Raw genomic sequence first — 21,882 nt, 5'->3', positions numbered from 1 at the left:
AATGAAAAAATTAAACGCACTGTTTGTGGCTCTGGGTATGCTGACTTCAGCACACGCACTGGCGCAGGAAACCTTACGCTACGGTCTGGAATCACAATATCCACCGTTTGAAAGCCGCAACGCACAGGGCGAGCTGGAAGGTTTTGATATCGAACTGGGTAAAGCGATTTGCCAGGTCGGTAATTTTGACTGTAAGTGGGTGGAAAGCAGCTTTGATGCGCTGATCCCGGCACTGCAGGCGAAAAAATTTGATGCGATCAACTCGGCGATGAACATCACCGAAGCGCGCGCCAAAAACATCGACTTCACCAAGCCAATCTACCGTATTCCTACCATGCTGATCGTTAAAGCCGGTGAGAAGCTGCTGCCAACGGCCGAGTCGCTGAAAGGCAAAAACATCGGCGTGCTGCAGGGTTCAATCCAGGAAACTTACGCTAAGAAGCACTGGGAACCGCAGGGCGTAACCGTAACCTCTTATCAGGATCAGAACCAGGTGTATAACGACATGGTCGCGGGCCGCCTTGACGGTACGCTGGTGATGTCAGCCGCGGGTCAGTCTGGCTTCCTCGATAAACCGCAGGGCAAAGGTTTTGCCTTCGTCGGCAAGCCGGTTGAAGATGATACCATCCTCGGTTCAGGTATCGGTTTTGGTCTGCGTAAGGGCGATGCCAAACTGAAAGGTGAACTGGATGCGGCCATCACTAAAGTGCAGGCGGATGGCACCATCACCAAGCTGGCGGCGAAATTCTTCCCTGGCATTGATGTGACTGCAGCGAAGTAACAACCAGCGTCACGCCTGGCGTAATGCTGGTTCGCTAAAACCAGATTTAACGAAGGCTGCCATTTTTCATTAATGGCAGCCTTTTTCATTTCCGCCACCGGGGCATGGGCAACTCAGTGGTTGCCGTGCCATCTCAAGGCCTGTGACTGTGTAATGATGCGTTAATGCCCGCTTGCTACTTAGCCGCCAGATAACACAGCGCTTCCGCCACTTGATAAGACTTCACAAACGACGGCACCGGTAAAAATTCAAAGCGTGAATGGAAATTGTGGGCGCCGGTAAAGAAATTGGGCGTTAGCAAGCCTTTCGCTGACAGGGCCGCACCATCTGTTCCCCCACGCATCGGGATCACTTTTGGCTCAACACCGACCTGATCTAATGCAGCAAAAATCAAATCAATCGCGCGACGATCTTCACCCACGGCATTGCTGATATTGCTGTAGGTATCGCTGATGTTTAACGCGACATGCCCCGTAGGGTAAAGCGCCGCAATCTCATCGGCCACCTCAACCAGCTGCTGTTTCTTGCCATCGAACCCCTTCAAATCGAAATCGCGAATAGAGGCTTTCAACACCGCACGGCTGGCATTGGCGTTAATATCGTTGAACCAAATATAGCCTTCACGGCCCTCGGTATGCTCTGGTGTCGCCTGGCGGTCAAAGCGTGAGATGAAGTCGTGCGCCATCAGCAGCGGATTCACCAGTACGCCTTTGCCTGACATCGGATGAGCCGGAACGCCGGTAAACACCAGTTCAGCCGCCGCCGCGTTAAAGTTTTCATATACCACTTCACCCAGCTCACAGCAGTCAATGGTCCAGGCGAAATCGACATTAAAGCGGTTTTCCAGATCCAGCGCTTTCGCGCCGCGCAGGCCAATCTCTTCGTCTGGTACAAACGCCACCACGATGTCACCGTGATCGCCTTTAAGGTTCTCCATCAAGGTCATCACAACGGTGACGGCTGCTTTGTTATCCGCGCCGAGCACGCTGGTGCCGTCGCTGAAGATGATCTCCTGCCCGCGATAAGGCGCGATCTCTGGATGTTGCGCCACGCGCAGCCAGATATCTTGCTGGCGGTTGAGACAGAGATCCTCACCGTTAAACAGCAGGGTCTGAGGATGAATATCCGGTGACAAGCCAACATCCACCGTATCAATGTGGGTGATAAAGCCAATGCGCGGCGCGTCTGGACGGTTGCCCGGTTTAACGGCCGTGACGGTGGCATGTTGGTCGATAACCACCTCCTGCAAACCTAATTCACGCAACTCCTGCGCCAGCAACTCCGCCATCGCATGTTGCGAAGGGGTGCTTGGCAGCGTGGTGGATTTGGCATCACTCTGGCTGGAAACCGCCAGATAGCGGTAAAAACGCTGTGTCAGTTGGCGTGTTAATTGGTCTGTCATCACAATTCCTTATTAGCTTTGAACGATGTGCATTACACACGTCAGATAAATCGTGTTATTTATCAATTCATACCGAGGCAGGCTCATGGAAGTCAATAAAAACGAGGATCATGATGAAAAAGATGATGATGAAGTTCACACTCAGCGCGCTGGGATTAGCGCTGGCGGGTGGCGTTTCAGCCAAAACATTAGTGTATTGCTCTGAAGGCTCGCCTGAGAACTTCAACCCGCAGCTGTATACCTCGGGGACCAGTGTTGATGCCAGTGCAGTGCCTATTTTCAATCGCCTGGTAGACTTCAAGCCCGGTACCACTGAACTGGTGCCAAGCCTGGCAGAAAGTTGGGATATCAGCCCGGACGGCACGGTGTACACTTTCCATCTGCGTAAAGGGGTGAAATTCCAGAGCAATAAGGCGTTCAAACCCTCACGCGACCTTAATGCCGACGACGTCATTTTCTCGTTTATGCGTCAAATGGATCCAAAAAATCCGTATCACAACGTCTCGGGCGGTAACTACACCAATTTTGACAGCTTAGAGCTCTCGAAGCTGATCAAGGGTATTGAAAAGGTTGACGACAATACCGTGCGCATTACGCTTGCGCATGCTGAGGCACCGTTCCTCGCCGATCTCGGCTGGTATTTTGCCTCAATTCACTCAGCCGAATATGCCGACCAGATGTTAAAAGCCGGTACACCGGAAAAAGTCGATATGCAGCCGATCGGCACCGGACCTTTTGAGCTGGTGCAGTATCAAAAGGACTCGCGCATTCTCTATAAAGCCTTCCCGGAATACTGGCAGGGCAAAGCCAAACTGGATCGTATTGTGTTCTCCATCACGCCGGATGCCTCGGTGCGCTATGCCAAGCTGGAGAAAAACGAGTGTCAGGTGATGCCGTTTCCCAATCCCGCTGACCTCGACAAAATGCGCAGCAACCCCGATTTAACGCTCGAACAGAAATCAGGTTTAAACACTGGTTTCCTGTCGTTCAATACCACCAAAGCGCCGCTGGATAACGTCAAAGTGCGTCAGGCACTGGCGATGGCGATTAACAAGCCGGCGATAATTGACGCGATCTTTAAAGGCACCGGCACGGTAGCGAAAAATATTCTGCCGCCGGATGTCTGGAGCGCCGACAAGGATCTGAAAGATTACGATTATGATCCGCAGAAAGCCAAAGCGCTGCTGCAGGAAGCGGGCATCAAACCTGGCACCGAAATCTCACTGTGGGCGATGCCAGTTCAGCGTCCTTACAATCCGAATGCGCGACGAATGGCGGAGATGATTCAGGCCGACTGGGCACAGGTGGGCATTAAAGCCAACATCGTCAGTTATGAGTGGGGTGAATACCTTAAACGCGTGAAAGGCGGTGAGCATCAGGCGGCGTTGATGGGCTGGACCACGGCGACCGGCGATCCGGACAACTTCTTCGGCCCGCTCTACAGTTGCACCTCGGCAAATGGCGGTTCCAACTCCTCGAAATGGTGTTATCAGCCGTTCGAGAAGATCATCACCGAAGCGCGTGCTGAGCAAAATCACGATAAGCGCGTCACGCTTTACCGTGAAGCGCAGCAGATCATGCACGATCAGGTGCCTGCCGTGATGATCGCCCATTCGACGATTTTCGAGCCGGTGCGCAAAACGGTGAGCGGATATACCGTCGATCCGTTTGGCAAACACATTTTCTATCCGGTCGATATTAAGGATTGATGATGGCAGCGGGCAGTCCAAAAGCGGCCCGCTAAACTGCCAACTGGCGATTAAGGCTTCCAGCGTTGACGCAACGGTTCTTCCAGTGCGTTCATCTGCTGCAGAAGAAATGTCATGAACACATTCAGGGCGGCACTGCGAGGTCGCCCTGACTGCGCTTGCAACTGCAGGTTGCGCTGACTCAACTGATCGATCCCCACCGAGCGCAATATCAAGCCATGGGTCTCCGCTTCCTGCAGCACGGTAAAGGCGCTGCAAATGGTCAGAGCCAGCGGTGTGCGCAGCAGAAAGTGGAACAACGTTGAGAAGGTATCGCAGGTGATCACCGGCTCAATCAGATTGCCGCTCATATGGCTCGCCAGCTCAAACAGCTGGCGCACCGTGGTATTTTGCTGCGGCAAAGCCAGCGGATAGTGGCTGACATCGTTCAGGGTCACGTGTGTTGCGCTCGCCAACGGGTGAGTCTGATGCATCACCAGCAGCACCGGGGCGGGCCAGGAGCCGATCACCTCCACGCCGCGTTCAGCGTGCAGGCTGAATTGCAGTGCCAGATCGCATTCTCCGCTACGCAGTAGCTCCGCCACACCTTGTGTACTCGCCACTTTAATATCAAACAACACACCGGGATTATCCTCACGGAAGGCGGCAATCATGCGCGGCAACAGCGTAAAGGCCAGCCCATCGGTACAGGCCACGCGAATCAGCGTGCGTCGTACGGCCTTCAATCCTTTGATTTCTGCCAGCGCGTATTCCATCTCCAGCATATTTTTACGCACGTGATGGGCGTAAATTTCACCGGCTTCATTCAGCACCATACCGCGCGCATGCCGATCAAATAGCGGCACACCGACCTGATTTTCCAGTCGCTGGATCTGTCTGCTGATGGCTGACACCGCGACAAACAGTTGCTGACTGGCCGCACTGAGCGAACCGGTATTCGCGACGGCCAGGAAATAGCGGATTTCATTGCTTATCATGCGGATGCCTCATGCTGGTGCATGCCTCGAAATCGGGCAGCGGAGCTTTGCCATAAAAGCAAATCATACTCGATAAATTGATAATTGTGGCAAAGCATGGTTTCCGCAAAGATGACAAAACCACAATACCAATAAAAGACATGCAAACATGACAGCACAACAAGCGGTTCAACAAGCCACCGCCTGGTTCGACAGCGGGGAATTTCAGGAAACGCTGGCGCGCCGCGTGGCGCAACGCACCGAAAGCCAGCGCCAGGATCGTGACAGCGAACTACAGCGTTACCTGCAGGATGAGATTGGCCCACAGCTCATCGCGCTGGGGTTCACCTTACATTTTATCGATAACCCGGAAGCCGCCCACCGTCCTTTCCTGGTGGCGGTGCGCATCGAAGATCCGGCACTGCCGACCCTGCTGAGCTACGGCCATGGCGATGTGGTGTTCGGCGACGATGAAAACTGGCGCGAAGGCCTATCGCCGTGGCAGTTGGTGGAAGAGGGAGATCGCTGGTACGCACGCGGTAGCGCTGACAACAAAGGTCAGCACTGTGTGAATCTCGCGGCGCTGGAGCAAGTGTTCAAAGCGCGCGGTGGACGACTTGGATTCAACTGCAAAATGCTGTTTGAGATGGGTGAGGAGATCAGTTCGCCGGGTCTGGCTCAACTGTGCCAGCACCATGCTGAACTGCTGAAAGCCGATCTGTTTATCGCCTCCGACGGTCCACGTCTGAATGCGGTACGACCCACATTGTTCCTCGGCTCTCGGGGCGCGGTAAATTTCCGTCTCACCGTTACCGCGCGTGACAACGCCTATCACTCCGGTAACTGGGGCGGTTTATTGACCAATCCAGGCACGCAGTTGGCCAATGCTATTGCTTGCCTGGTGAACCAAAAGGGCGTGCTGCAGGTAGATGCGCTGAAACCCAATTCTCTCACTCAACAAGTGCGCGATATCCTCAGCGACATCGAAGTGGGCGGGATGCCGGGCGATCCCGAGATTGATACCACCTGGGGTGAGCCGACGCTCTCTCCGACAGAAAGACTTTACGGTTGGAATACGCTGGAAGTGCTGGCGTTCCTGACCGGCAATCCGGCGCGTCCGATGAATGCGATTCCTGGTGAAGCCACGGCGGTGTGCCAGCTGCGCTTTGTGGTTGGCACCGATTGGGAAAATCTTGCACAGCATGTCAGTGAGCATCTGGCGCAGCACGGTTTTGGCTTCGTGAAAGTGGAGTTTATGCGCGGTTCACCGGCGACGCGACTCGATCCTACCGATCCGCTGGTGGATTGGGTGCTGGCGAGCATGGCAGAGACCAGCGGCAAAAAACCGGCGTTGCTGCCGAATCTGGGCGGTTCACTGCCCAACGAAGTGTTCTCTGATATTCTTGGCCTGCCGACATTGTGGGTGCCGCACTCTTATCCGGCCTGCGGCCAGCATGGCGTCAACGAACATATGCTGAAGTCGATTGCGCGTGAAGGTCTGCAAATTATGACCCGACTGCTGTGGGATCTCGGCGAGCAAGGCAGCGAACTGGTGGCCAGGCATCGTCAACACGCAGGAGGTGCTGTATGAGCACGCTTAACACGGCTGCCCCTTTAAGCAGCACTAAACCGAACCTGCACAAAACGTTGTTTGCCACCTGTATCGGCAATGCGCTGGAGTGGTTTGATATTGCGGTGTATGGTTTCTTTGCCAGTTACATTGCGCATGCGTTTTTCCCTACCAGCGATCCATCGGTTTCCATGCTGCTGACATTTGGCAGTTTCGGCGTCTCCTTCCTGATCCGTCCGCTGGGCGCAATTGTGCTGGGTAACTATGCCGACCGCCACGGGCGTAAAAAGGCGCTGCTGCTGTCGATTAACCTGATGATGCTGGGCGGCGCCGTCATCACCTTTATGCCGAGCTATGGCAGTATTGGCCTGATGGCACCGCTGCTGATTCTGCTGGCGCGTCTGGTGCAGGGTTTCTCTGCGGGTGGCGAATTCGGTAGCTCCACGGCGTTTCTGGTTGAGCATTTCCCGGAGCGCAGGGCGTTTATCGCCAGCTGGCAGTTTGCCACGCAGGGCGCGAGTACGCTGCTGGCCTCGGCGTTTGGTCTGGGGCTAACGCAGATCCTCACGGAAAGTCAGATTCAGGATTGGGGTTGGCGTGTTCCGTTTGCCTTCGGGCTGCTGATTGGTCCGTTGGGGATCTATATCCGCCGCCATGTGCATGAGCCTGCCAGCTTTGAAGCGCAAGCGCCTGAAGCCGCACCGCTGAAACGTCTGTTCGGGCGTCAGAAAGAGCTGATGATGCTGGCGATTGGCCTGATGGTGATCTCCACCGCAGTGAACTACATGCTCAACTACGTGCCAACCTACGCCACCAAAAACCTGCATCTTCCGGGTTCAGTCGCTTTCACTGCGACATTGCTGGCAGGGGTGATCCTGACGGTGGTGACGCCGCTGATGGGCTTACTAGCGGAGCGTGTCGGTCGCGTGCCGTTGATGTGGGGCTCGCTGATCCTGTTGATCATCACTATCTATCCAGCGTTTAAGATGGTGGTGAATCACACCACGCCGACTACCTTGATTATTCTGGTGTGCTGGATGGCGCTGCTGAAATCGATCTACTTCTCGACGGTACCGTCGGTGATGGCCGATCTGTTCCCGATTGGCACTCGCGCCAGCGGCATGGCGATCAGCTATAACGTCGCGGTGACGGTGTTTGGTGGCTTTGCACCGTTGATTTGTACGCTGCTGATCACGGCCACCGGCACCAGCCTCGCGCCAGGTTATTACCTGATGGCGATGTCGGTACTGAGTGGTTTAGCCTTGCTGCGCAGCCAGAAGCGTATCGCGTAGAGACCGTTGAGCGGATTAGCCTGGCTCGTTACCAAAAGCGACTTCCGTAGCTGCGCGAACCATCGCGCAGCCTGCAGAAATGCACCCGTTCAGGTGCGGCTGCAACGAATGACGATAGCTGGCTGGCAGCTTGTCCAGCCAGATATTTCACTCAGGAGAACTGCAAATACGCCACATGGGTTTGCAGATACTCTTCCAGACCGTGACGTCCATCGGCGCCGCCAATGCCCGATTTGCGCCAGCCGGCATGGAATCCCTGCATCGCCTCGAAGTTCTCGCGATTGATGTAGGTCTCACCAAATTTAAGCTGACGCAGCGCAATCATCGCGGTGTTCAGGTTTTGCGTATAAATCGAAGACGTCAGGCCATATTCACAATCGTTAGCCAGCGCTACGGCTTCATCAAGAGTTTTAAAGGTCATCACCGGCAATACCGGTCCAAAGATCTCTTCACGCATGATCTCCATCTCCTGACGTACACCGGTAATAATCGTCGGCTCGAAGTAGAAGCCTTTATCGCCGACGCGTTTGCCGCCCAGCACCACTTTGCCGCCTTCAGCGACCGCATTGGCCACTTTTTGCTCGACGCGTCCCAGTGCGGCGGCGGTGATCAGCGGGCCCATGTCGATATCGGTTTGTTCGGCCGGATTGCCAAACTTCACCTGCTTCATCGCGGCAGTCAGAGCGGTGATAAAGCGATCATAAATGCCTTCCTGCACATACACGCGCTCTGCACAGTTGCACACCTGTCCGGTGTTGATTACGCGAGAGCTGACAATCGCTTTTACTGCAAGATCCAGGTCCGCATCATCCATCACGATAGCCGGCGCTTTGCCGCCGAGTTCCAGCGACACTTTAGTGACATTTTTCGCGGCGGCTTGCATGGTGGCAATGCCCGCGCCGACGCTGCCGGTCAGGCTCACCAAACCGACTTTCGGGTTCGCCGCCAGCTCCTGTCCGACTTCAGGACCATAGCCGAACACGAAGTTGATCACGCCTTTCGGTAAGCCGATCTCATGCACGATCTGCGCGAAAATTGCCGCGTTGTTGGGTGTGAGTTCACTGGGTTTAATGGCGATAGTGTTGCCGGTAATCAACGCCGGCGCCGCTTTACGCGCAATCAGGAAGAACGGGAAATTCCACGGCAGGATGCCGGTGGTGACACCGATAGCTTTCTTAAACACGAAGATATTTTCATTCGGGCGATCGCTATTCACGATTTCACCTTCATAACGACGCGCCCATTCGGCCATGTAATCCAGATAATCCGCGGTGAAAAGCACTTCAGTTTGTGCCAGCCCCTGCGTTTTACCGCCTTCCGCCACGATCGTGGCCGTCAGTTCGGGTTCACGCTGGCGAATACCGGCAGCAATTTTTCGCAACCAGTTGCCGCGTTCTACTGCGGGTAATGCTTCCCAACCAGGCTGTGCTGCTTCTGCCGCGGCAATCGCATGTGCTGCATCTTGCTGTGTGCCTTGTGGCACGCGTGACAGCAGCGCTTCAGTTGCCGGATTGATGACCTCAATCCATTTATCGTTCTGATCGTTTACAAACGCGCCATTAATGTAATGTTGATGGTGTGTTGTCATCTGTAGGGTCTCCGCGATCGGTTTCGTTAGCATGGTGTGAATCGAGAGTGAAACAGATCAAGGTGTAGCACCTTTTTGTCAGTGCCAGAGGGAATGACGGGATGGCAGAGAAGGGAAGAACGAGACGACAGACGCAGCATTCCTGATGAAATGCCGCGTATTCAGCGTGTTAGCTAATCATCATTTTCAGCAAAATTATCAGGACCCCGGCACCGCTGCACCGCTGGCGATAAACCAGGCGAGGAAACTGACGCCAGCAATGATGATGGCAATAGGGAAGAGCAGTCCGATTTTCATAATTATCCTGATCGTTAAGCGAGTTGAACAATGGCGCGATGGGTTTTCATCATACTGAACAGCTGGAATTGGGTGGCGTCATCCACATCGCGCAGGTGTTCGCCTTTCTGATATCGAATCTGGTGAATATGCCCGAGTTGACGCCACACCACGATGGCCGATGCCAGCAGGGCGCAGTTCTCTTCACTCTGAATGCAGTCGAGTGTGGCGTAACGCTCTTCATCCAATCCATTAATGAAAACGTTCAACGCCTGGGGCGGCACAATGGCGCGGATATCATCCAGCATCACGCGGCTCACCGGCTGCGACAGCAGCAGCGTCAACCTTTTGCTATTCATCTCATTCCTTCGTTGCGATGATTTTTCCAACGTTATACGGAATTCGCCACGTGGGGGAAAGCTCATCGGGCGACTTTACGTGACTGCCATGTTAAACAGCAGGTTGGCAGTCAGTCAAAAACTGTGTCGATCAACACAACAAAAATAAAAAATATCCCCAATAATAAGTCACTTATGAAAATCAGTCAGAATGATGCCTGCAAATGCGATTTTGTGATCCTCATGTTGAAGACCCCCCGAATATTGCCAGCAGCGCGCGCTTTTCGGCAGCCATCCAAAGGCTGACGAAAAGCTGCCCACCGTAGACTGCTGCTAATCGGGAAACTGTCGGTTTCCTGTGGGCCTCAACCTTACGAAGGAATAACAATGAACAGTGCCATTCTTGCCGGTATTTTATGGCATCTGGTGGGTGCCGCCAGTGCCGCATGTTTTTATGCTCCGTTTAAGCAGGTAAAAAAGTGGTCATGGGAAACAATGTGGTCAGTGGGCGGCGTGATGTCATGGCTGATTCTGCCATGGGCGGTCAGCGCCGTGCTGCTGCCCAACTTCTGGGCGTATTACGGCAGTTTTAGCTTCTCACAGCTGCTGCCGGTGTTTCTGTTTGGTGCCATGTGGGGCGTTGGGAATATCAACTATGGTTTGACCATGCGTTATCTCGGCATGTCGATGGGCATTGGTATCGCTATCGGTATCACCCTCGTGGTGGGCACCCTGATGACGCCGCTGTTACAGGGACGCTTTGTTGAACTGTTCAGCTCGCCGGGCGGGCGCATGACGTTGTTGGGCGTGTTGGTGGCGTTGGTGGGTGTAGCGATCGTGACGCGTGCCGGGCTATTAAAAGAGCGTGCACTCGGCATCAACGCGGAAGAATTTAATCTCAAGAAAGGCCTGGTGCTGGCGGTATTGTGCGGCATCTTCTCCGCCGGGATGTCGTTCGCGATGGATGCGGCGAAACCGATGCATGAAGCGGCAGCCAATCTGGGCATTAACCCGCTGTACGTGGCATTGCCGAGTTATGTGGTGATCATGGGCGGCGGTGCGCTGGTCAACCTGGCCTATTGCTTTATCCGTCTGGCGATCAAACCAGAACTGTCGGTGCGTGGTGACTTCTCAGTGGCGAAACCGATGCTGATCGCCAACGTGGCCTTCGCCGTGCTGGGCGGCACCATGTGGTATCTGCAGTTCTTCTTCTATGCCTGGGGCCACGCGAAAATTCCTGCGCAATACGACTTTGTGAGCTGGATGCTGCACATGAGCCTGTATGTACTGTGCGGCGGTTTAGTCGGTCTGGTGCTGAAAGAGTGGAAAGCGGTGGGGCAGCGTCCGGTGCGCGTGCTGTCGCTGGGTTGTGTGGTGATCATCATTGCCGCCAACATCGTCGGATTGGGCATGGCTAACGGCTAATTAACTAGCCGCGGTACGCGATTGAACAAGCCTGACGCGCGGCAAGGTGCGTCAGGCTTTTATTTTATCGCTCAGCGAGGCGTGCTGAGGAAGAAAACGCTGGCGCCAGGCACTTGGCGTTAACCCGGTATCGCGCGTAAACACCACCGAGAAGTAGTTACTGTCATCAAAGCCGCAGCGTGCGGCCACTTCACTGATTAACCAATCCTGCGTGCGCAGCAAATATTTTGCCTGGCACAGTTGCAGCTGTCGTAAATAGTGGCCCACCGTCATGCCGGTTTGCTGACGAAACAGTTGCTTCAGCGCACGCTCATTTAATTCATTTTGTTGGCAAAAATGGGCCAGATCGAATGGGCGGTGCAGCGCACCCTGTAAGGCTGACATCAGCAAATCAAGCTGCTCACCTTCCGGCAGCGCCCATGGACGATCGGCTGCATAACCATGGCGACGCAAGATCAGCGCCAGCTGCAGAAACAGGGCTTCAGAGAGCTGGATCGACAACGAATCGCTTTTACGACTTTCCCGTTCAAGCTGGCTGATCACCCCACGCGCCAATGCCATGCCGCGCGTGGTTAAGCGCCAGCAGCCGGGTGCATCATCGTCCTGCGGGGGCAGCAGCTGGCTCCAGTCCAGGCTCAGGCGAAAGCGATCGCGGCAATAGAGAATGTTATCCAGCGCCAAATCATTGACGCTGTCATAGCTGTGGCAATCATTGTCGCGGATATAGAACACATCGCCGCAGGTAATTAACCAGGGACGATCGTTGAGCACGTGCAATCCGTTACCGCGCCAGACGATCACAATTTCACTGAATTCATGACGATGCGGCGGGAAGGAGGGTTGAGGCATGCGTTCGGCCACCGCAATCGGCAGATTGGTGGCCGGAAAATAATCTTCGCGCGTCAGTATCAGCGACATGGGAACCACTCCAGTTACATCATCTGCTGGCGCTCCGCTCGGGGCGCGCAGCCAAATTCTCGCCGAAACAGTGTGGAGAAGTGGTTGCTATCACCGAATCCACACTGATAGGCGATGTCCGTAATGCGCATATCGCTATGACGCAATAAATGCCGGGCCTGCAATAAGCGCAGTCGATTGAGATAGCGCTGCGGCGTATTGCCGGTTTGCTGCTTCATCTGGCGATGCAGGGTGCGCAGCGACAGCGAGAAGCGATCGGCCAGCGCATCCCACTCAACATCTTCACTGTAATGCTCATTAAGCCAGTCAAGCAACCGGTGCAGGCGCGCTTCCTGATCCTGCGCCTGATCGTTGTGACCCGCTTCGCGCAGCAGCACCAGCAGTTGCAAAAACAGCTGTTCCTGATGCGCCTGACGTTCCAGCGACCAGACTTCCTGCTGTTTCATCTGCGTCACGATCTGCAGCGCCTGCGCCATCACCTTGTGATTGATACGCCAGTGCGACACATAGTTGCCGTTCTCATCACCGGGCAGCAATGACTGTAAACCGGAGAGAAAACGAAACGCTGCCGGGCTGCGATACAGCACATTCGTCAGGCACAAATTCTCGGTCTGTTCATACAGATGGCGATCGTGATCGCGCACAAAGCACACGCAGCCGGCGCACAGGGTCTGCGGCTGACCGTTAAACACGTGAATGCCGGAACCTTGCTCAACCAACACAATTTCATGGAAATCATGATGATGTTCAGGAAAGGCTTGCTGCGGCACGCGCGGCTCAATGGCGATGGCGTAGCTTCCTTCAGGGAAGAAATCAGCACTGTGCAGAACGGTCATGATGCGCCTCTCAATTAACAATTTTGCAACCGAGTCTACGCAGGCGCTGTGCACCTTACCTTGAAATTTAAACCGCTCAGCGCAGGAAAATGGCGAATTATTCAAGATCGGCCAGGTGATTGATGGAATTGCGGTAACGCTCACAACTCTGCTGTCTCTCGGTTCTGTGAGCTTTCTCACGATCATCTTTGCCAGCCTGCCAGCGACTTTCACGCGCTGGCAGTAAGGGGAAGGTGGCAAAGCGCCAGGATTCATACGCTAAAGCCATCTCATCACAGGAAGAAACGCCATGAGTATGCGTAACATTGTTGCCATTGATTTAGGCGCATCCAGCGGGCGCGTGATGCTCGCACAATGGACCTCTGCTAATCAGCGCATCACCCTGCGTGAAGTGTGTCGTTTTGCCAATCAGCGTGTTCGTCGCGCCGGTTATGACTGCTGGGATCTCGACAGTCTGGAGCAGGCGATACGCGCAGGGCTGGCGCAGTTAGATGATGAGGGCATCGTGCCGGACAGCATCGGCATTGATACCTGGGGCGTGGATCTGGTGCTGCTGGATGCCAACGGCGATCGCGTTGGCGAAACGGTCAGTTATCGTGACTCGCGCACCGATGGACTGATGGCGCAAGCGATCAATGAGCTGGGTAAAGCCGCGATTTACCAGCGCACGGGCATCCAGTTTTTACCCTTCAATACCCTTTATCAGATGCGTGCACTTCACCAGCAACAGCCGGACTGGCAGGCACAGGTCAAACATGCGCTGATGATCCCGGATTACCTGCATTACCGTCTGACCGGCAACATGAACTGGGAGTACACCAACGCCACCACCACGCAGCTGCTCAATATTGAAACTGGCGAGTGGGATCGCGAGTTGCTGGCGTGGGCGGGTATAGATGCCGACTGGTTTGGTAAACCGACAGCGCCGGGCAACACCGTGGGCAACTGGATCAATGCCAGCGGTAAAAAGATCCCGGTGGTGGCCGTCGCGACGCACGATACCGCCAGCGCGGTACTCGCCACGCCGCTGATGCAGGATGATGCCGCTTACCTCAGTTCTGGCACCTGGTCGTTAATGGGTATTGAAAGTCTGCAACCCTGCGTAAGCCGCGCCGCACTCGACGCCAACATCACCAACGAAGGGGGCGCTGAAGGCTATCGGGTGTTGAAAAACATCATGGGTCTTTGGCTGCTGCAGCGCGTGTGCAGCGAATTGCACATCTCAGATCTCTGCACATTGATTGGCGAAGCGGAAAATGAACCCGCCTGTCGTGCCCTGATCAATCCCAATCATCCGCGTTTTATTAATCCCGCCAGCATGGTGCAGGAGATCCAGGACGCCTGCGCTGAGCAACACATGCCGATTCCGCAAAGCCCTGCAGCGCTGGCGCGCACCATTTTCGACAGCCTGGCGCTGTTGTATCGCCAGGTGATTGGCGAACTGAGCACCCTGCGCGATAGCCCCATTCGCCAACTGCATGTTGTCGGCGGCGGCAGTCAGAACCCATTACTGAACCAACTCTGTGCGGATGCCTGCGAAATACCCGTACTGGCTGGCCCCATTGAAGCCTCAACGCTGGGTAATGTCGGCTGTCAGCTGATGGCGTTGGGTGAACTGCGCGATGTGGCCGATCTGCGCCGCTGCATCGACAAAAATTTCCCGTTAGAAACGTTTGCACCTCAGAACGCCAGCATCTTTGCTGCCCACCAGGCACGCTTTGCGGCACTGAGCCAACCTGCTAAGGAACTTGCATATGACAAAGCTGATTGAACAAGCCTTTGAACTGGCGAAACAACGCTATGCGGCGCTGGGTATTGATGTGGACCAGGTGATGACCCAACTGGATGGCATCCCGGTATCGATGCACTGCTGGCAGGGCGATGATGTTCGTGGCTTTGAAAACCCGAATGGCGAACTGACGGGGGGTATTCAGGCCACCGGTAATTATCCGGGACGCGCTCGCAACGCGGATGAGCTACGTTCTGACATTGAGAAAGCGATGTCGCTGATCCCCGGTGCCAAACGCCTCAATCTGCACGCCATCTATCTGGAAAGCGACACCCCAGTTGAGCGCGATGCCATTGAGCCGAAGCACTTCAGCCGCTGGGTGGAGTGGGCAAAAGCCAACAAGTTAGGACTGGATTTTAACCCCAGCTGCTTCTCGCACCCGCTGAGCGCGGATGGCTTTACGCTGTCACATGCGGACAAAGATATTCGTCAGTTCTGGATCGACCACTGCAAAGCCAGCCGTCGTATTTCAGCGCACTTTGGTGAACAGCTGGGAACCCCGTCGGTGATGAACATCTGGGTGCCGGATGGCATGAAAGATCTCACCATCGATCGTCTGGCACCGCGTGAGCGTCTGGCCAGCGCGCTGGATGAAGTGATCAGTGAGAAGCTCGATCCACGTCATCATATCGACGCGGTGGAGAGCAAACTGTTTGGCATCGGTGCGGAGAGTTACACCGTCGGCTCCAATGAGTTTTGCCTCGGTTATGCCGCCAGCCGTCAAACGGCGTTGACGCTGGACGCCGGACATTTCCATCCGACTGAAGTGATCTCCGACAAAATCTCCACCGCCATGCTGTTCGTGCCGCGTCTGCTGTTACACGTCAGCCGTCCCGTGCGTTGGGATAGCGATCACGTGGTGCTGCTGGATGATGAAACGCAGGCCATCGCCACTGAGATTGCCCGCCACAATCTGTTCGACAAAGTGCATATCGGCCTGGACTTCTTTGATGCCTCAATCAACCGCATCGCCGCCTGGGTGATCGGTACGCGCAATGCCAAAAAAGCGCTGCTGCGTGCGTTGCTGGAACCCAGCGATCAATTACGCACATTGGAGCAGCAAGGGGATTACACCGCGCGCCTGGCGCTGCTGGAAGAGCAGAAATCGTTGCCATGGCAGGCGGTCTGGGAGGCCTGGTGCCTGCGCCATGATGTGCCCGCCGATGCCAGCTGGCTGAGCGAAGTGCGCCACTATGAACAACAAACATTGCGTCTACGTTAAGGGATCAACCATGCAAAATATTCTCTCTTCGTCCTTTGTTCAGGACATGGTGAAAGCCACCAGTGATATGTGGTTAAAGGGCTGGGATGAGCGTAATGGCGGCAACGTCAGCCTGCGTTTAGTGCCGGAGGAAGCTCAGGCCTGGTCAGCCGATTTTTATGCCGAACCGCGCTGTATTGAGCTGACCAAACCGGCGCCCGCGCTGGCCAACGATTGGTTCCTGGTGACGGGTTCAGGCAAGTTTTTCCGTAATGTTCAGCTTGATCCCGCCGACTGTCTGGCGCTGCTACAGGTGGACGATAAAGGGCTGTCGTACAAGATCCATTGGGGACTCAGCAACGGCGGGTTGCCAACCTCGGAACTGGCGGCGCATTTCCAGTCGCACAGCGTGCGTAAGCAGGTTTCCAATGGGGCTGACCGCGTGATCATGCATTGCCATGCCACCAACTTTATGGCGTTGAGCTACGTGGTGAATCTGGATTCCGCCCGCTTCACACGCTTGCTGTGGGAAGGGAGCACCGAATGTCTGGTGGTGTTCCCGGATGGTGTCGGCATTTTGCCGTGGATGGTGCCGGGCACCGACCAGATTGGTCAGGCTACCGCCGATGCCATGGCTTCGCACAGCCTGGTGATGTGGCCGTTCCACGGCATTTTCGGTGCCGGCCCGAATCTGGATGAGACGTTTGGATTGATCGACACGGCTGAAAAGTCATCAGAAGTGGTGGTCAAAGCCTTGTCGATGGGCGGAATTCGCCAGAGCATCACCACTGAACAGTTGGTGGCACTGGGTGAACGTTTCGCCGTCAAACCCTGGCAAGCGGCGTTGAGTGCGGAGCGCAGTGATGTTGCGTAAAGCCTTTGTGATGCAGGTGCATGCGCACTGCCACGATGAGTATCTGCGTCGCCATTCACCGATCTGGCCTGAGCTGGAACAGACGTTGAAAGCTCACGGTGCGCACAACTATGCGATCTGGCTGGATGCTGAACGTGACTTGTTGTTTGCCAGCGTGGAGATAGAGTCGGAAGCTCGTTGGGAGGCGGTGGCGAATACGGAAGTGTGCCAGCGCTGGTGGGCATCGATGAAAGATCTGATGCCCTCCAATGCGGATAACAGCCCCATTAGCCAAGCGTTAAAACCGATGTTTTTTATGCCGTAAGTCTATGTGGCGTTGCGCTTTGATGTGCGGCAGGGCGATCTTGAGATCGCCCCTGCTTTATGGAGAACAAGTGCCTGACAAAGCGGCAGACCTTTACGTGTTTAGCGCGCAGTAGCCTGCCAGTGCCGGCCAGATGGCCATCTGCGTATCAACAATCCCATCAAGGTCATCACGACTTGCACCTTCACGAGCACGCACCGACATCCCCTGCAACACACAAGCGAGATAGCTGGCCAGCGTGCTGCTGTTGGCGCACTGCGGTAATTCACCGCGCTGCTGTCGGGCATCCAAAAACTGTTTCAAGGCGTTTTCCTGCGCATGATGTTGCTTAGCCAGCATCTGCGCGATCTCGTCGGAGCCAGAAGAGAGCGCACTCGACGTGCAGATAAAGAAACAGCCAGCGGGCTTATCGCACTCGGTAAAACAGGCTGCGGTGGCACGAAAGTAGGCTTCAATTGCGGCTTTCACATCGAGTGTTTCGTCGTTGAGTACCTGATTACGCTGTGCACTGAAGGTATCGATGTAGCGCTGCATTGCTGCACGGAACAGACCTTCCTTGTTCTCAAATTCAGCATAAAGTGTCGGCGCTTTTGCACCGGTTGCGTCCACCAAATCCGACAGCGATGTGCCTTCATAACCGTGGGCCCAAAACAGCATCAATGCTTTATCCAGCGCATCGTTGCGGTCGAACACTTTTGGACGGCCACGCGTTTTACGATTAAGCGTGTCGGTAATTTTGGTCATAGCGCACCTCACTGCATGAAGAACATGGGATTAAATTACCGATCGCTAACTAAATATGCAAGCGCAGCCGGAGTTCAGCTTAATTTGCTTTGCCCGTTTGTGCTTTACCCATTTCATAGCACTCAAATCGATAAGTGAAAAAGGGCGCTAAAGCCCATAATCACGCCACTTCTTAATAAAATAACGACCGTTAATAAAATGATTGACGAGATGCCCGGTTCGGCGCTAGCATTTAATTAACGGTTGTTAACTAAATTCAACCCACCCCTTTCATCTGCATAAGAGAGACAATCATGAAAAGCATCAAAATGGTATTAGCCGCTGTCGCACTGTCATCCATCGCGTTTGGTAGCATGGCTGCCGAATTGGTCAATCAGGCACCATTGAACCAGCAGCAAATCGGTGTGGTAAGTGCATCAGGTAGCACTAACCTGACTTCACTGGAGAACCAGCTATCGGAGAAGGCGAGTGCTGCCGGAGCAAAGTCGTTCCGCATCACTTCGACCTCTGGCAACAACAAGCTAAATGGCACAGCGGTAATTTATAACTAATTACCAAAGCGCATCGAATGGCGCAGGGGCGCACAGAAGTGTGCCCCTGGTCGTAAAGCAGATTATCCGTTTGAACGGAGTTGCGGATACCGACGGAAGATAGTGATACACCAGAACAACGCAGCCAGACCAATCAATCCACCCACGTTACCCACATCCGACATTTTCATGTGTTCGCTGACCTGATTGCCCAACAGGGCACCCGCGCCAATCCCGATATTATAAATTCCTGAGAACAATGACATCGCCACATCGGTAGCATCGGGCGCCAGTGACAGCACGCGAACCTGCATCGCCAGCCCAATCATCATCATCGCCATGCCCCAGAAAATACACAGCAGCGAAATAGCAGCAGGACGCACGGCGGCAAACAGCAAAAGACCCATACTCAACGTGATGATACTAATCGCCGCCAGTAACATCGCAGAAGGGAATTTGTTGCCCAGCGTACTGAACAGCACGCTGCCAATAATCCCGGCGGAACCGAACAGCAACAGTAGCAACGTCGTGAAATTCTCATCCGCGTTAGCCACCACCTGCATAAAAGGTTCGATGTAGCTGTAAGCGGTGTAGTGCGCGGTGACCACCAGCGTGACCAGAATGTACATCGCCACCAGCGCCGGACGGCGGAACAGCATCGGCACGCTGCTCAGTGAGCCGGTGTGTTCACTCGGCAGGCGCGGCAATATCCGCACCAACAGAATTAATAGCACCAACGCTGACAAACCGATCATGCCGAAAGTAGTACGCCAGCCGAGATACTGCCCGACGATACGACCAATCGGTACGCCCAGCACCATCGCCAGCGCCGTACCGGTTGCCAGCATGCTCAGCGCCTGGGTTTTCTTACCCGCGGGCGCAACACGAATCGCCAGTGAAGCGGTGATCGACCAGAACACTGCGTGCGCCAGGGCGATACCGATGCGTGAAATCACCAGGGAGGTGAAATCCCATGCCACGGACGAGAGCACATGGCTGCCGATAAACAGAATGAACAGCACTGAAAGCAGAAAACGTCGTTCGATATTACGCGTCAGCAGCATTAACGGCAGTGATAACAGCGCAACGACCCACGCATAAATGGTCAGCATAATGCCGACATCGGCGGTTTTCATGGCGTAACTCGCCGCAATATCCGACAGCAGGCCAACAGGCACAAATTCAGTGGTATTAAAAACAAAAGCGGCAATGGCCAACAGCACAACGCGTAGCCAGGCTGTTTTACGAGAGACGGTAGTAGATTGCATGGGGTTCAAATGATCTGACAGCGAGTGAGGGGGTGAAACGCACCCGGTTAAGTGACCTGCATCACAAATTGGGGCTATTGTGGAGCATTAATGAGCGGATGAAAACCTTCAGGACCGTTTTTATTAGTGATTATTTTTTATCGCTAAACGCCGGGTTAATAGCCTGAGGTTATTATCAATTCTTGCTTTTTGTCTGAGGGGTGATAGCGAGAAAAAACAATCATGGCGTAGCGCTTTGAGATCCAGTGATGATTAAGTCGGCTGTTTCTATATTAGAACGATGCGACAGCCGTACTTAACAAAACCCCTTAAGCGCTAATCCATTGTCAGACCAGCATTATCAGAGTTGCACCATATGTTTTAGCGCCACGCTATTCTGAGTGGTCAGGCTTTTTTTTACCGCCACCGGGCAGCATTGTTCACACCCCATAGCACTGGAATAAAATTTACGCGCTTGTTGTATGGCGGCGGTGGGTGTGTAGAAAGTCCCGAGAAAACGCCGTGCACTATCAGAAGGGATGAATGGACAGCCTGTTGCATGTACCACATGGTTGTCGTTATAGCCTGCATGCTTATCGACGTAATAATAGAGTTGCATCTAACGTCCTCATTGCTGTGAAAAAAGAAAATCTAACTATTGTTGGAATAAAAAGGATTATAGCGACGAATTGTCGTTTTGTTTTAAGTGGGACTGATTGATCGCCCGATTCTGTGGGCTTTAGGGAGACGCGGGGCGCATCGGCCCCGTCGTTTAGATGAAAGGTATTACAGTTTTCGGCACTGTAAACGCCAGCCAACAACCAAGGCCAGCAACAGCAGCACACTGATGAACAGCGTTACGCCCGCCCAGCCATAGCTGTGCCAGAACACGCCGCCTAACGTACCCGCTACGCTGGAACCTACGTAATAGCTGAACAAATAGAGTGACGAGGCCTGGCCTTTGGCACGGCGTGCGCGTGGACCAATCCAGCCGCTGGCAACAGAATGCGCGGCAAAAAAGCCCGCCGTAAACAGCATCATACCGGGCAGTATCAGCCAGAGAGAATTAAAGGCGGTGAGCAATAACCCAGCCAGCATAATGGCGGTAGCGCTAATCATCACCGGACCACGACCAAAGCGACTGGTCATCGCGCCCGCTTTGGGCGAGCTCCACGATCCGGTCAGATACACCACCGACAGCAGTCCCACCACCGCCTGGCTCAGCGACCAGGGTGCGCTTAACAAACGATAGCCGATGTAGTTAAACAGCGTCACAAACGCGCCCATCAGCAGAAAACCTTCAGCGAACAGGAAGGGTAATCCTTTATCACGCCAGTGCAGGCGGAAGTTGATGAATAAACTGCGCGGGCGCAACGAGGCGGGACGGAAATGACGTGACGCCGGTAAAATTTTCCAGAACATCAGGGCGCCAGCCAATGAGAAGCAGCCGATCACGCCGACGGCGACACGCCAGGAGAAGAAATCGGTCAGCACGCCGGTGAGCAAGCGTCCGCTCATGCCGCCAATGGAATTGCCGCTGATGTACAGACCCATCGAGAAGGCAATCACGCGGGGATGGATCTCCTCGCTTAAATAGGTCATACCGACCGCCGCCACGCCGCTGAGAGACAGACCAATCAACGCACGCATCATCAGAATGCCTTGCCAGCTGGTCATGGTGGCGGAAATCAGCGTGCAAATGGCGGCAAGCATCAAAGCCGTCACCATCACGGATTTGCGCCCAATAGCATCGGATAGCGGACCGGTCACCAGCAAGCCCAGCGCCATCAATCCGGTTGAGAGTGACAAAGAAATACTGCTTTCGGCAGGAGAGACGCCAAACTGCTGTGACAGCACGGGCAGAATCGGCTGCACACAATACAGCAGCGCGAAGGTGGCCAATCCAGCGGAAAATAATGCCAGCGTGACGCGCATAAACTGCGGCGATCCACGCTCAATCCACTCTGAGGGGGCTACGGTTGAAGCAGGCTTAGCGGACAACTCGTCTTCATGAATTGTCACTGCCTGGGAAGAGCGACTCACGGAATATCCTTAGATGAGAAACGGTCTGATAACTGTAGGAAAGTGAGATTAGGTTGTAC

General features: G+C 54.5%; 22 protein-coding genes. 10 read left to right on the top strand and 12 right to left on the bottom strand.

Annotated features, from left to right (window positions below):
• Position 1: 1 nt before the first annotated feature.
• Positions 2 to 781: a transporter substrate-binding domain-containing protein gene (locus LBW88_RS04675; protein ID WP_038646858.1), complete on the top strand. Its 780-nt coding sequence runs from the start codon at positions 2 to 4 to the stop codon at positions 779 to 781.
• A 175-nt stretch (positions 782 to 956) separates the two neighbouring features.
• Here the strand turns inward: LBW88_RS04675 and pepT are convergent, their stop codons facing one another.
• A complete protein-coding gene (pepT, locus tag LBW88_RS04670) occupies positions 957 to 2,183 on the bottom strand; it encodes a peptidase T (RefSeq protein ID WP_224928104.1) in 1,227 nt (408 codons plus the stop codon).
• Between the two features lie 113 nt (positions 2,184 to 2,296).
• Here pepT and LBW88_RS04665 point away from each other — a divergent pair, with 113 nt between their 5' ends.
• Positions 2,297 to 3,892, top strand: a complete 1,596-nt coding sequence (locus LBW88_RS04665; protein ID WP_224928109.1) for an ABC transporter substrate-binding protein — start codon at positions 2,297 to 2,299, stop codon at positions 3,890 to 3,892.
• Between the two features lie 50 nt (positions 3,893 to 3,942).
• Here the strand turns inward: LBW88_RS04665 and LBW88_RS04660 are convergent, their stop codons facing one another.
• The gene (locus tag LBW88_RS04660) at positions 3,943 to 4,869 is read right to left on the bottom strand and encodes a LysR family transcriptional regulator (RefSeq protein ID WP_224928112.1); all 927 of its coding nucleotides are present in this window, start codon (positions 4,867 to 4,869) and stop codon (positions 3,943 to 3,945) included.
• A 148-nt stretch (positions 4,870 to 5,017) separates the two neighbouring features.
• On the opposite strand from LBW88_RS04660, the gene LBW88_RS04655 reads away from it, so the two are divergent.
• Both LBW88_RS04655 and LBW88_RS04650 read left to right on the top strand, forming a co-directional pair.
• Positions 5,018 to 6,439: a M20 family metallopeptidase gene (locus tag LBW88_RS04655; RefSeq protein WP_224928116.1), complete on the top strand. Its 1,422-nt coding sequence runs from the start codon at positions 5,018 to 5,020 to the stop codon at positions 6,437 to 6,439.
• Entirely contained in the window at positions 6,436 to 7,710 is a 1,275-nt protein-coding gene (locus LBW88_RS04650; RefSeq protein WP_224928119.1) for an MFS transporter, read from the top strand. Before LBW88_RS04655 ends, LBW88_RS04650 begins: the two co-directional genes overlap by 4 nt.
• Positions 7,711 to 7,861: 151 nt before the next feature.
• Here LBW88_RS04650 and aldA read toward each other — a convergent pair whose 3' ends face one another.
• The 3 genes from aldA to LBW88_RS04635 form a co-directional block, all read right to left on the bottom strand.
• The gene (gene aldA, locus LBW88_RS04645; protein WP_224928122.1) at positions 7,862 to 9,298 is read right to left on the bottom strand and encodes an aldehyde dehydrogenase; all 1,437 of its coding nucleotides are present in this window, start codon (positions 9,296 to 9,298) and stop codon (positions 7,862 to 7,864) included.
• Between the two features lie 198 nt (positions 9,299 to 9,496).
• Positions 9,497 to 9,595: a YoaK family small membrane protein gene (locus LBW88_RS04640; RefSeq protein WP_141399000.1), complete on the bottom strand. Its 99-nt coding sequence runs from the start codon at positions 9,593 to 9,595 to the stop codon at positions 9,497 to 9,499.
• Positions 9,596 to 9,609: 14 nt separating this feature from the next.
• Positions 9,610 to 9,933: a hypothetical protein gene (locus LBW88_RS04635; protein WP_224928125.1), complete on the bottom strand. Its 324-nt coding sequence runs from the start codon at positions 9,931 to 9,933 to the stop codon at positions 9,610 to 9,612.
• 366 nt (positions 9,934 to 10,299) lie between these two features.
• Here LBW88_RS04635 and rhaT point away from each other — a divergent pair, with 366 nt between their 5' ends.
• Positions 10,300 to 11,337: an L-rhamnose/proton symporter RhaT gene (gene rhaT, locus LBW88_RS04630; protein WP_224928128.1), complete on the top strand. Its 1,038-nt coding sequence runs from the start codon at positions 10,300 to 10,302 to the stop codon at positions 11,335 to 11,337.
• A 51-nt stretch (positions 11,338 to 11,388) separates the two neighbouring features.
• On the opposite strand, the gene rhaR is transcribed toward rhaT, so the two are convergent.
• From rhaR to LBW88_RS04615, 3 genes are all read right to left on the bottom strand, one after another.
• Complete coding sequence (gene rhaR / locus LBW88_RS04625) at positions 11,389 to 12,255, bottom strand: HTH-type transcriptional activator RhaR (RefSeq protein ID WP_224928131.1); 867 nt, start codon at positions 12,253 to 12,255, stop codon at positions 11,389 to 11,391.
• A gap of 14 nt (positions 12,256 to 12,269) precedes the next feature.
• The gene (rhaS, locus tag LBW88_RS04620; protein WP_224928134.1) at positions 12,270 to 13,091 is read right to left on the bottom strand and encodes an HTH-type transcriptional activator RhaS; all 822 of its coding nucleotides are present in this window, start codon (positions 13,089 to 13,091) and stop codon (positions 12,270 to 12,272) included.
• A gap of 97 nt (positions 13,092 to 13,188) precedes the next feature.
• Positions 13,189 to 13,359: a hypothetical protein gene (locus LBW88_RS04615; RefSeq protein ID WP_224928137.1), complete on the bottom strand. Its 171-nt coding sequence runs from the start codon at positions 13,357 to 13,359 to the stop codon at positions 13,189 to 13,191.
• A gap of 21 nt (positions 13,360 to 13,380) precedes the next feature.
• Between LBW88_RS04615 and rhaB the strand changes: the two genes are divergently transcribed.
• The 4 genes from rhaB to rhaM are packed head-to-tail and all read left to right on the top strand — an operon-like array spanning position 13,381 to position 17,259.
• A complete protein-coding gene (gene rhaB, locus LBW88_RS04610) occupies positions 13,381 to 14,862 on the top strand; it encodes a rhamnulokinase (protein WP_224928140.1) in 1,482 nt (493 codons plus the stop codon).
• Complete coding sequence (locus LBW88_RS04605; RefSeq protein WP_224928145.1) at positions 14,846 to 16,102, top strand: L-rhamnose isomerase; 1,257 nt, start codon at positions 14,846 to 14,848, stop codon at positions 16,100 to 16,102. Before rhaB ends, LBW88_RS04605 begins: the two co-directional genes overlap by 17 nt.
• A gap of 10 nt (positions 16,103 to 16,112) precedes the next feature.
• Positions 16,113 to 16,955 (top strand): rhamnulose-1-phosphate aldolase, encoded by an 843-nt coding sequence (gene rhaD, locus LBW88_RS04600; RefSeq protein ID WP_224928148.1) that lies wholly within the window; start codon positions 16,113 to 16,115, stop codon positions 16,953 to 16,955.
• On the top strand, positions 16,945 to 17,259 hold the full coding sequence (gene rhaM / locus LBW88_RS04595) for an L-rhamnose mutarotase (protein WP_224928151.1): 315 nt from the start codon (positions 16,945 to 16,947) through the stop codon (positions 17,257 to 17,259). The genes rhaD and rhaM overlap by 11 nt, the downstream gene beginning before the upstream one ends.
• Before the next feature lie 93 nt (positions 17,260 to 17,352).
• Here rhaM and LBW88_RS04590 read toward each other — a convergent pair whose 3' ends face one another.
• A complete protein-coding gene (locus LBW88_RS04590; RefSeq protein ID WP_224928154.1) occupies positions 17,353 to 18,003 on the bottom strand; it encodes a TetR/AcrR family transcriptional regulator in 651 nt (216 codons plus the stop codon).
• 293 nt (positions 18,004 to 18,296) lie between these two features.
• On the opposite strand from LBW88_RS04590, the gene bhsA reads away from it, so the two are divergent.
• The gene (gene bhsA / locus LBW88_RS04585; protein WP_034831180.1) at positions 18,297 to 18,554 is read left to right on the top strand and encodes a multiple stress resistance protein BhsA; all 258 of its coding nucleotides are present in this window, start codon (positions 18,297 to 18,299) and stop codon (positions 18,552 to 18,554) included.
• A 62-nt stretch (positions 18,555 to 18,616) separates the two neighbouring features.
• On the opposite strand, the gene LBW88_RS04580 is transcribed toward bhsA, so the two are convergent.
• From LBW88_RS04580 to LBW88_RS04570, 3 genes are all read right to left on the bottom strand, one after another.
• On the bottom strand, positions 18,617 to 19,801 hold the full coding sequence (locus LBW88_RS04580; RefSeq protein WP_224928156.1) for a sugar transporter: 1,185 nt from the start codon (positions 19,799 to 19,801) through the stop codon (positions 18,617 to 18,619).
• Between the two features lie 340 nt (positions 19,802 to 20,141).
• Entirely contained in the window at positions 20,142 to 20,399 is a 258-nt protein-coding gene (locus LBW88_RS04575; protein ID WP_224928160.1) for a hypothetical protein, read from the bottom strand.
• 167 nt (positions 20,400 to 20,566) lie between these two features.
• Positions 20,567 to 21,823, bottom strand: a complete 1,257-nt coding sequence (locus LBW88_RS04570) for an MFS transporter (protein ID WP_224928163.1) — start codon at positions 21,821 to 21,823, stop codon at positions 20,567 to 20,569.
• Between the last annotated feature and the right edge of the window lie 59 nt (positions 21,824 to 21,882).

Source organism: Pantoea sp. alder81, assembly GCF_020179835.1.
GTDB lineage: Bacteria > Pseudomonadota > Gammaproteobacteria > Enterobacterales > Enterobacteriaceae > Pantoea.
This window is presented reverse-complemented; position numbering and strand designations above follow the sequence as displayed.

Coding starts and splice junctions, on each gene's coding strand:
- LBW88_RS04660 (WP_224928112.1), bottom strand. CDS start 4,869: ATGATAAGCAATGAAATCCGCTATTTCCTGGCCGTCGCGAATACCGGT.
- LBW88_RS04640 (WP_141399000.1), bottom strand. CDS start 9,595: ATGAAAATCGGACTGCTCTTCCCTATTGCCATCATCATTGCTGGCGTC.
- LBW88_RS04575 (WP_224928160.1), bottom strand. CDS start 20,399: ATGCAACTCTATTATTACGTCGATAAGCATGCAGGCTATAACGACAAC.
- bhsA (WP_034831180.1), top strand. CDS start 18,297: ATGAAAAGCATCAAAATGGTATTAGCCGCTGTCGCACTGTCATCCATC.
- rhaD (WP_224928148.1), top strand. CDS start 16,113: ATGCAAAATATTCTCTCTTCGTCCTTTGTTCAGGACATGGTGAAAGCC.
- rhaT (WP_224928128.1), top strand. CDS start 10,300: ATGAACAGTGCCATTCTTGCCGGTATTTTATGGCATCTGGTGGGTGCC.
- LBW88_RS04665 (WP_224928109.1), top strand. CDS start 2,297: ATGAAAAAGATGATGATGAAGTTCACACTCAGCGCGCTGGGATTAGCG.
- LBW88_RS04605 (WP_224928145.1), top strand. CDS start 14,846: ATGACAAAGCTGATTGAACAAGCCTTTGAACTGGCGAAACAACGCTAT.
- LBW88_RS04615 (WP_224928137.1), bottom strand. CDS start 13,359: ATGGCTTTAGCGTATGAATCCTGGCGCTTTGCCACCTTCCCCTTACTG.
- LBW88_RS04635 (WP_224928125.1), bottom strand. CDS start 9,933: ATGAATAGCAAAAGGTTGACGCTGCTGCTGTCGCAGCCGGTGAGCCGC.
- rhaB (WP_224928140.1), top strand. CDS start 13,381: ATGAGTATGCGTAACATTGTTGCCATTGATTTAGGCGCATCCAGCGGG.
- LBW88_RS04590 (WP_224928154.1), bottom strand. CDS start 18,003: ATGACCAAAATTACCGACACGCTTAATCGTAAAACGCGTGGCCGTCCA.
- aldA (WP_224928122.1), bottom strand. CDS start 9,298: ATGACAACACACCATCAACATTACATTAATGGCGCGTTTGTAAACGAT.
- LBW88_RS04650 (WP_224928119.1), top strand. CDS start 6,436: ATGAGCACGCTTAACACGGCTGCCCCTTTAAGCAGCACTAAACCGAAC.
- rhaM (WP_224928151.1), top strand. CDS start 16,945: ATGTTGCGTAAAGCCTTTGTGATGCAGGTGCATGCGCACTGCCACGAT.
- LBW88_RS04655 (WP_224928116.1), top strand. CDS start 5,018: ATGACAGCACAACAAGCGGTTCAACAAGCCACCGCCTGGTTCGACAGC.
- rhaR (WP_224928131.1), bottom strand. CDS start 12,255: ATGTCGCTGATACTGACGCGCGAAGATTATTTTCCGGCCACCAATCTG.
- rhaS (WP_224928134.1), bottom strand. CDS start 13,091: ATGACCGTTCTGCACAGTGCTGATTTCTTCCCTGAAGGAAGCTACGCC.
- LBW88_RS04580 (WP_224928156.1), bottom strand. CDS start 19,801: ATGCAATCTACTACCGTCTCTCGTAAAACAGCCTGGCTACGCGTTGTG.
- LBW88_RS04675 (WP_038646858.1), top strand. CDS start 2: ATGAAAAAATTAAACGCACTGTTTGTGGCTCTGGGTATGCTGACTTCA.
- pepT (WP_224928104.1), bottom strand. CDS start 2,183: ATGACAGACCAATTAACACGCCAACTGACACAGCGTTTTTACCGCTAT.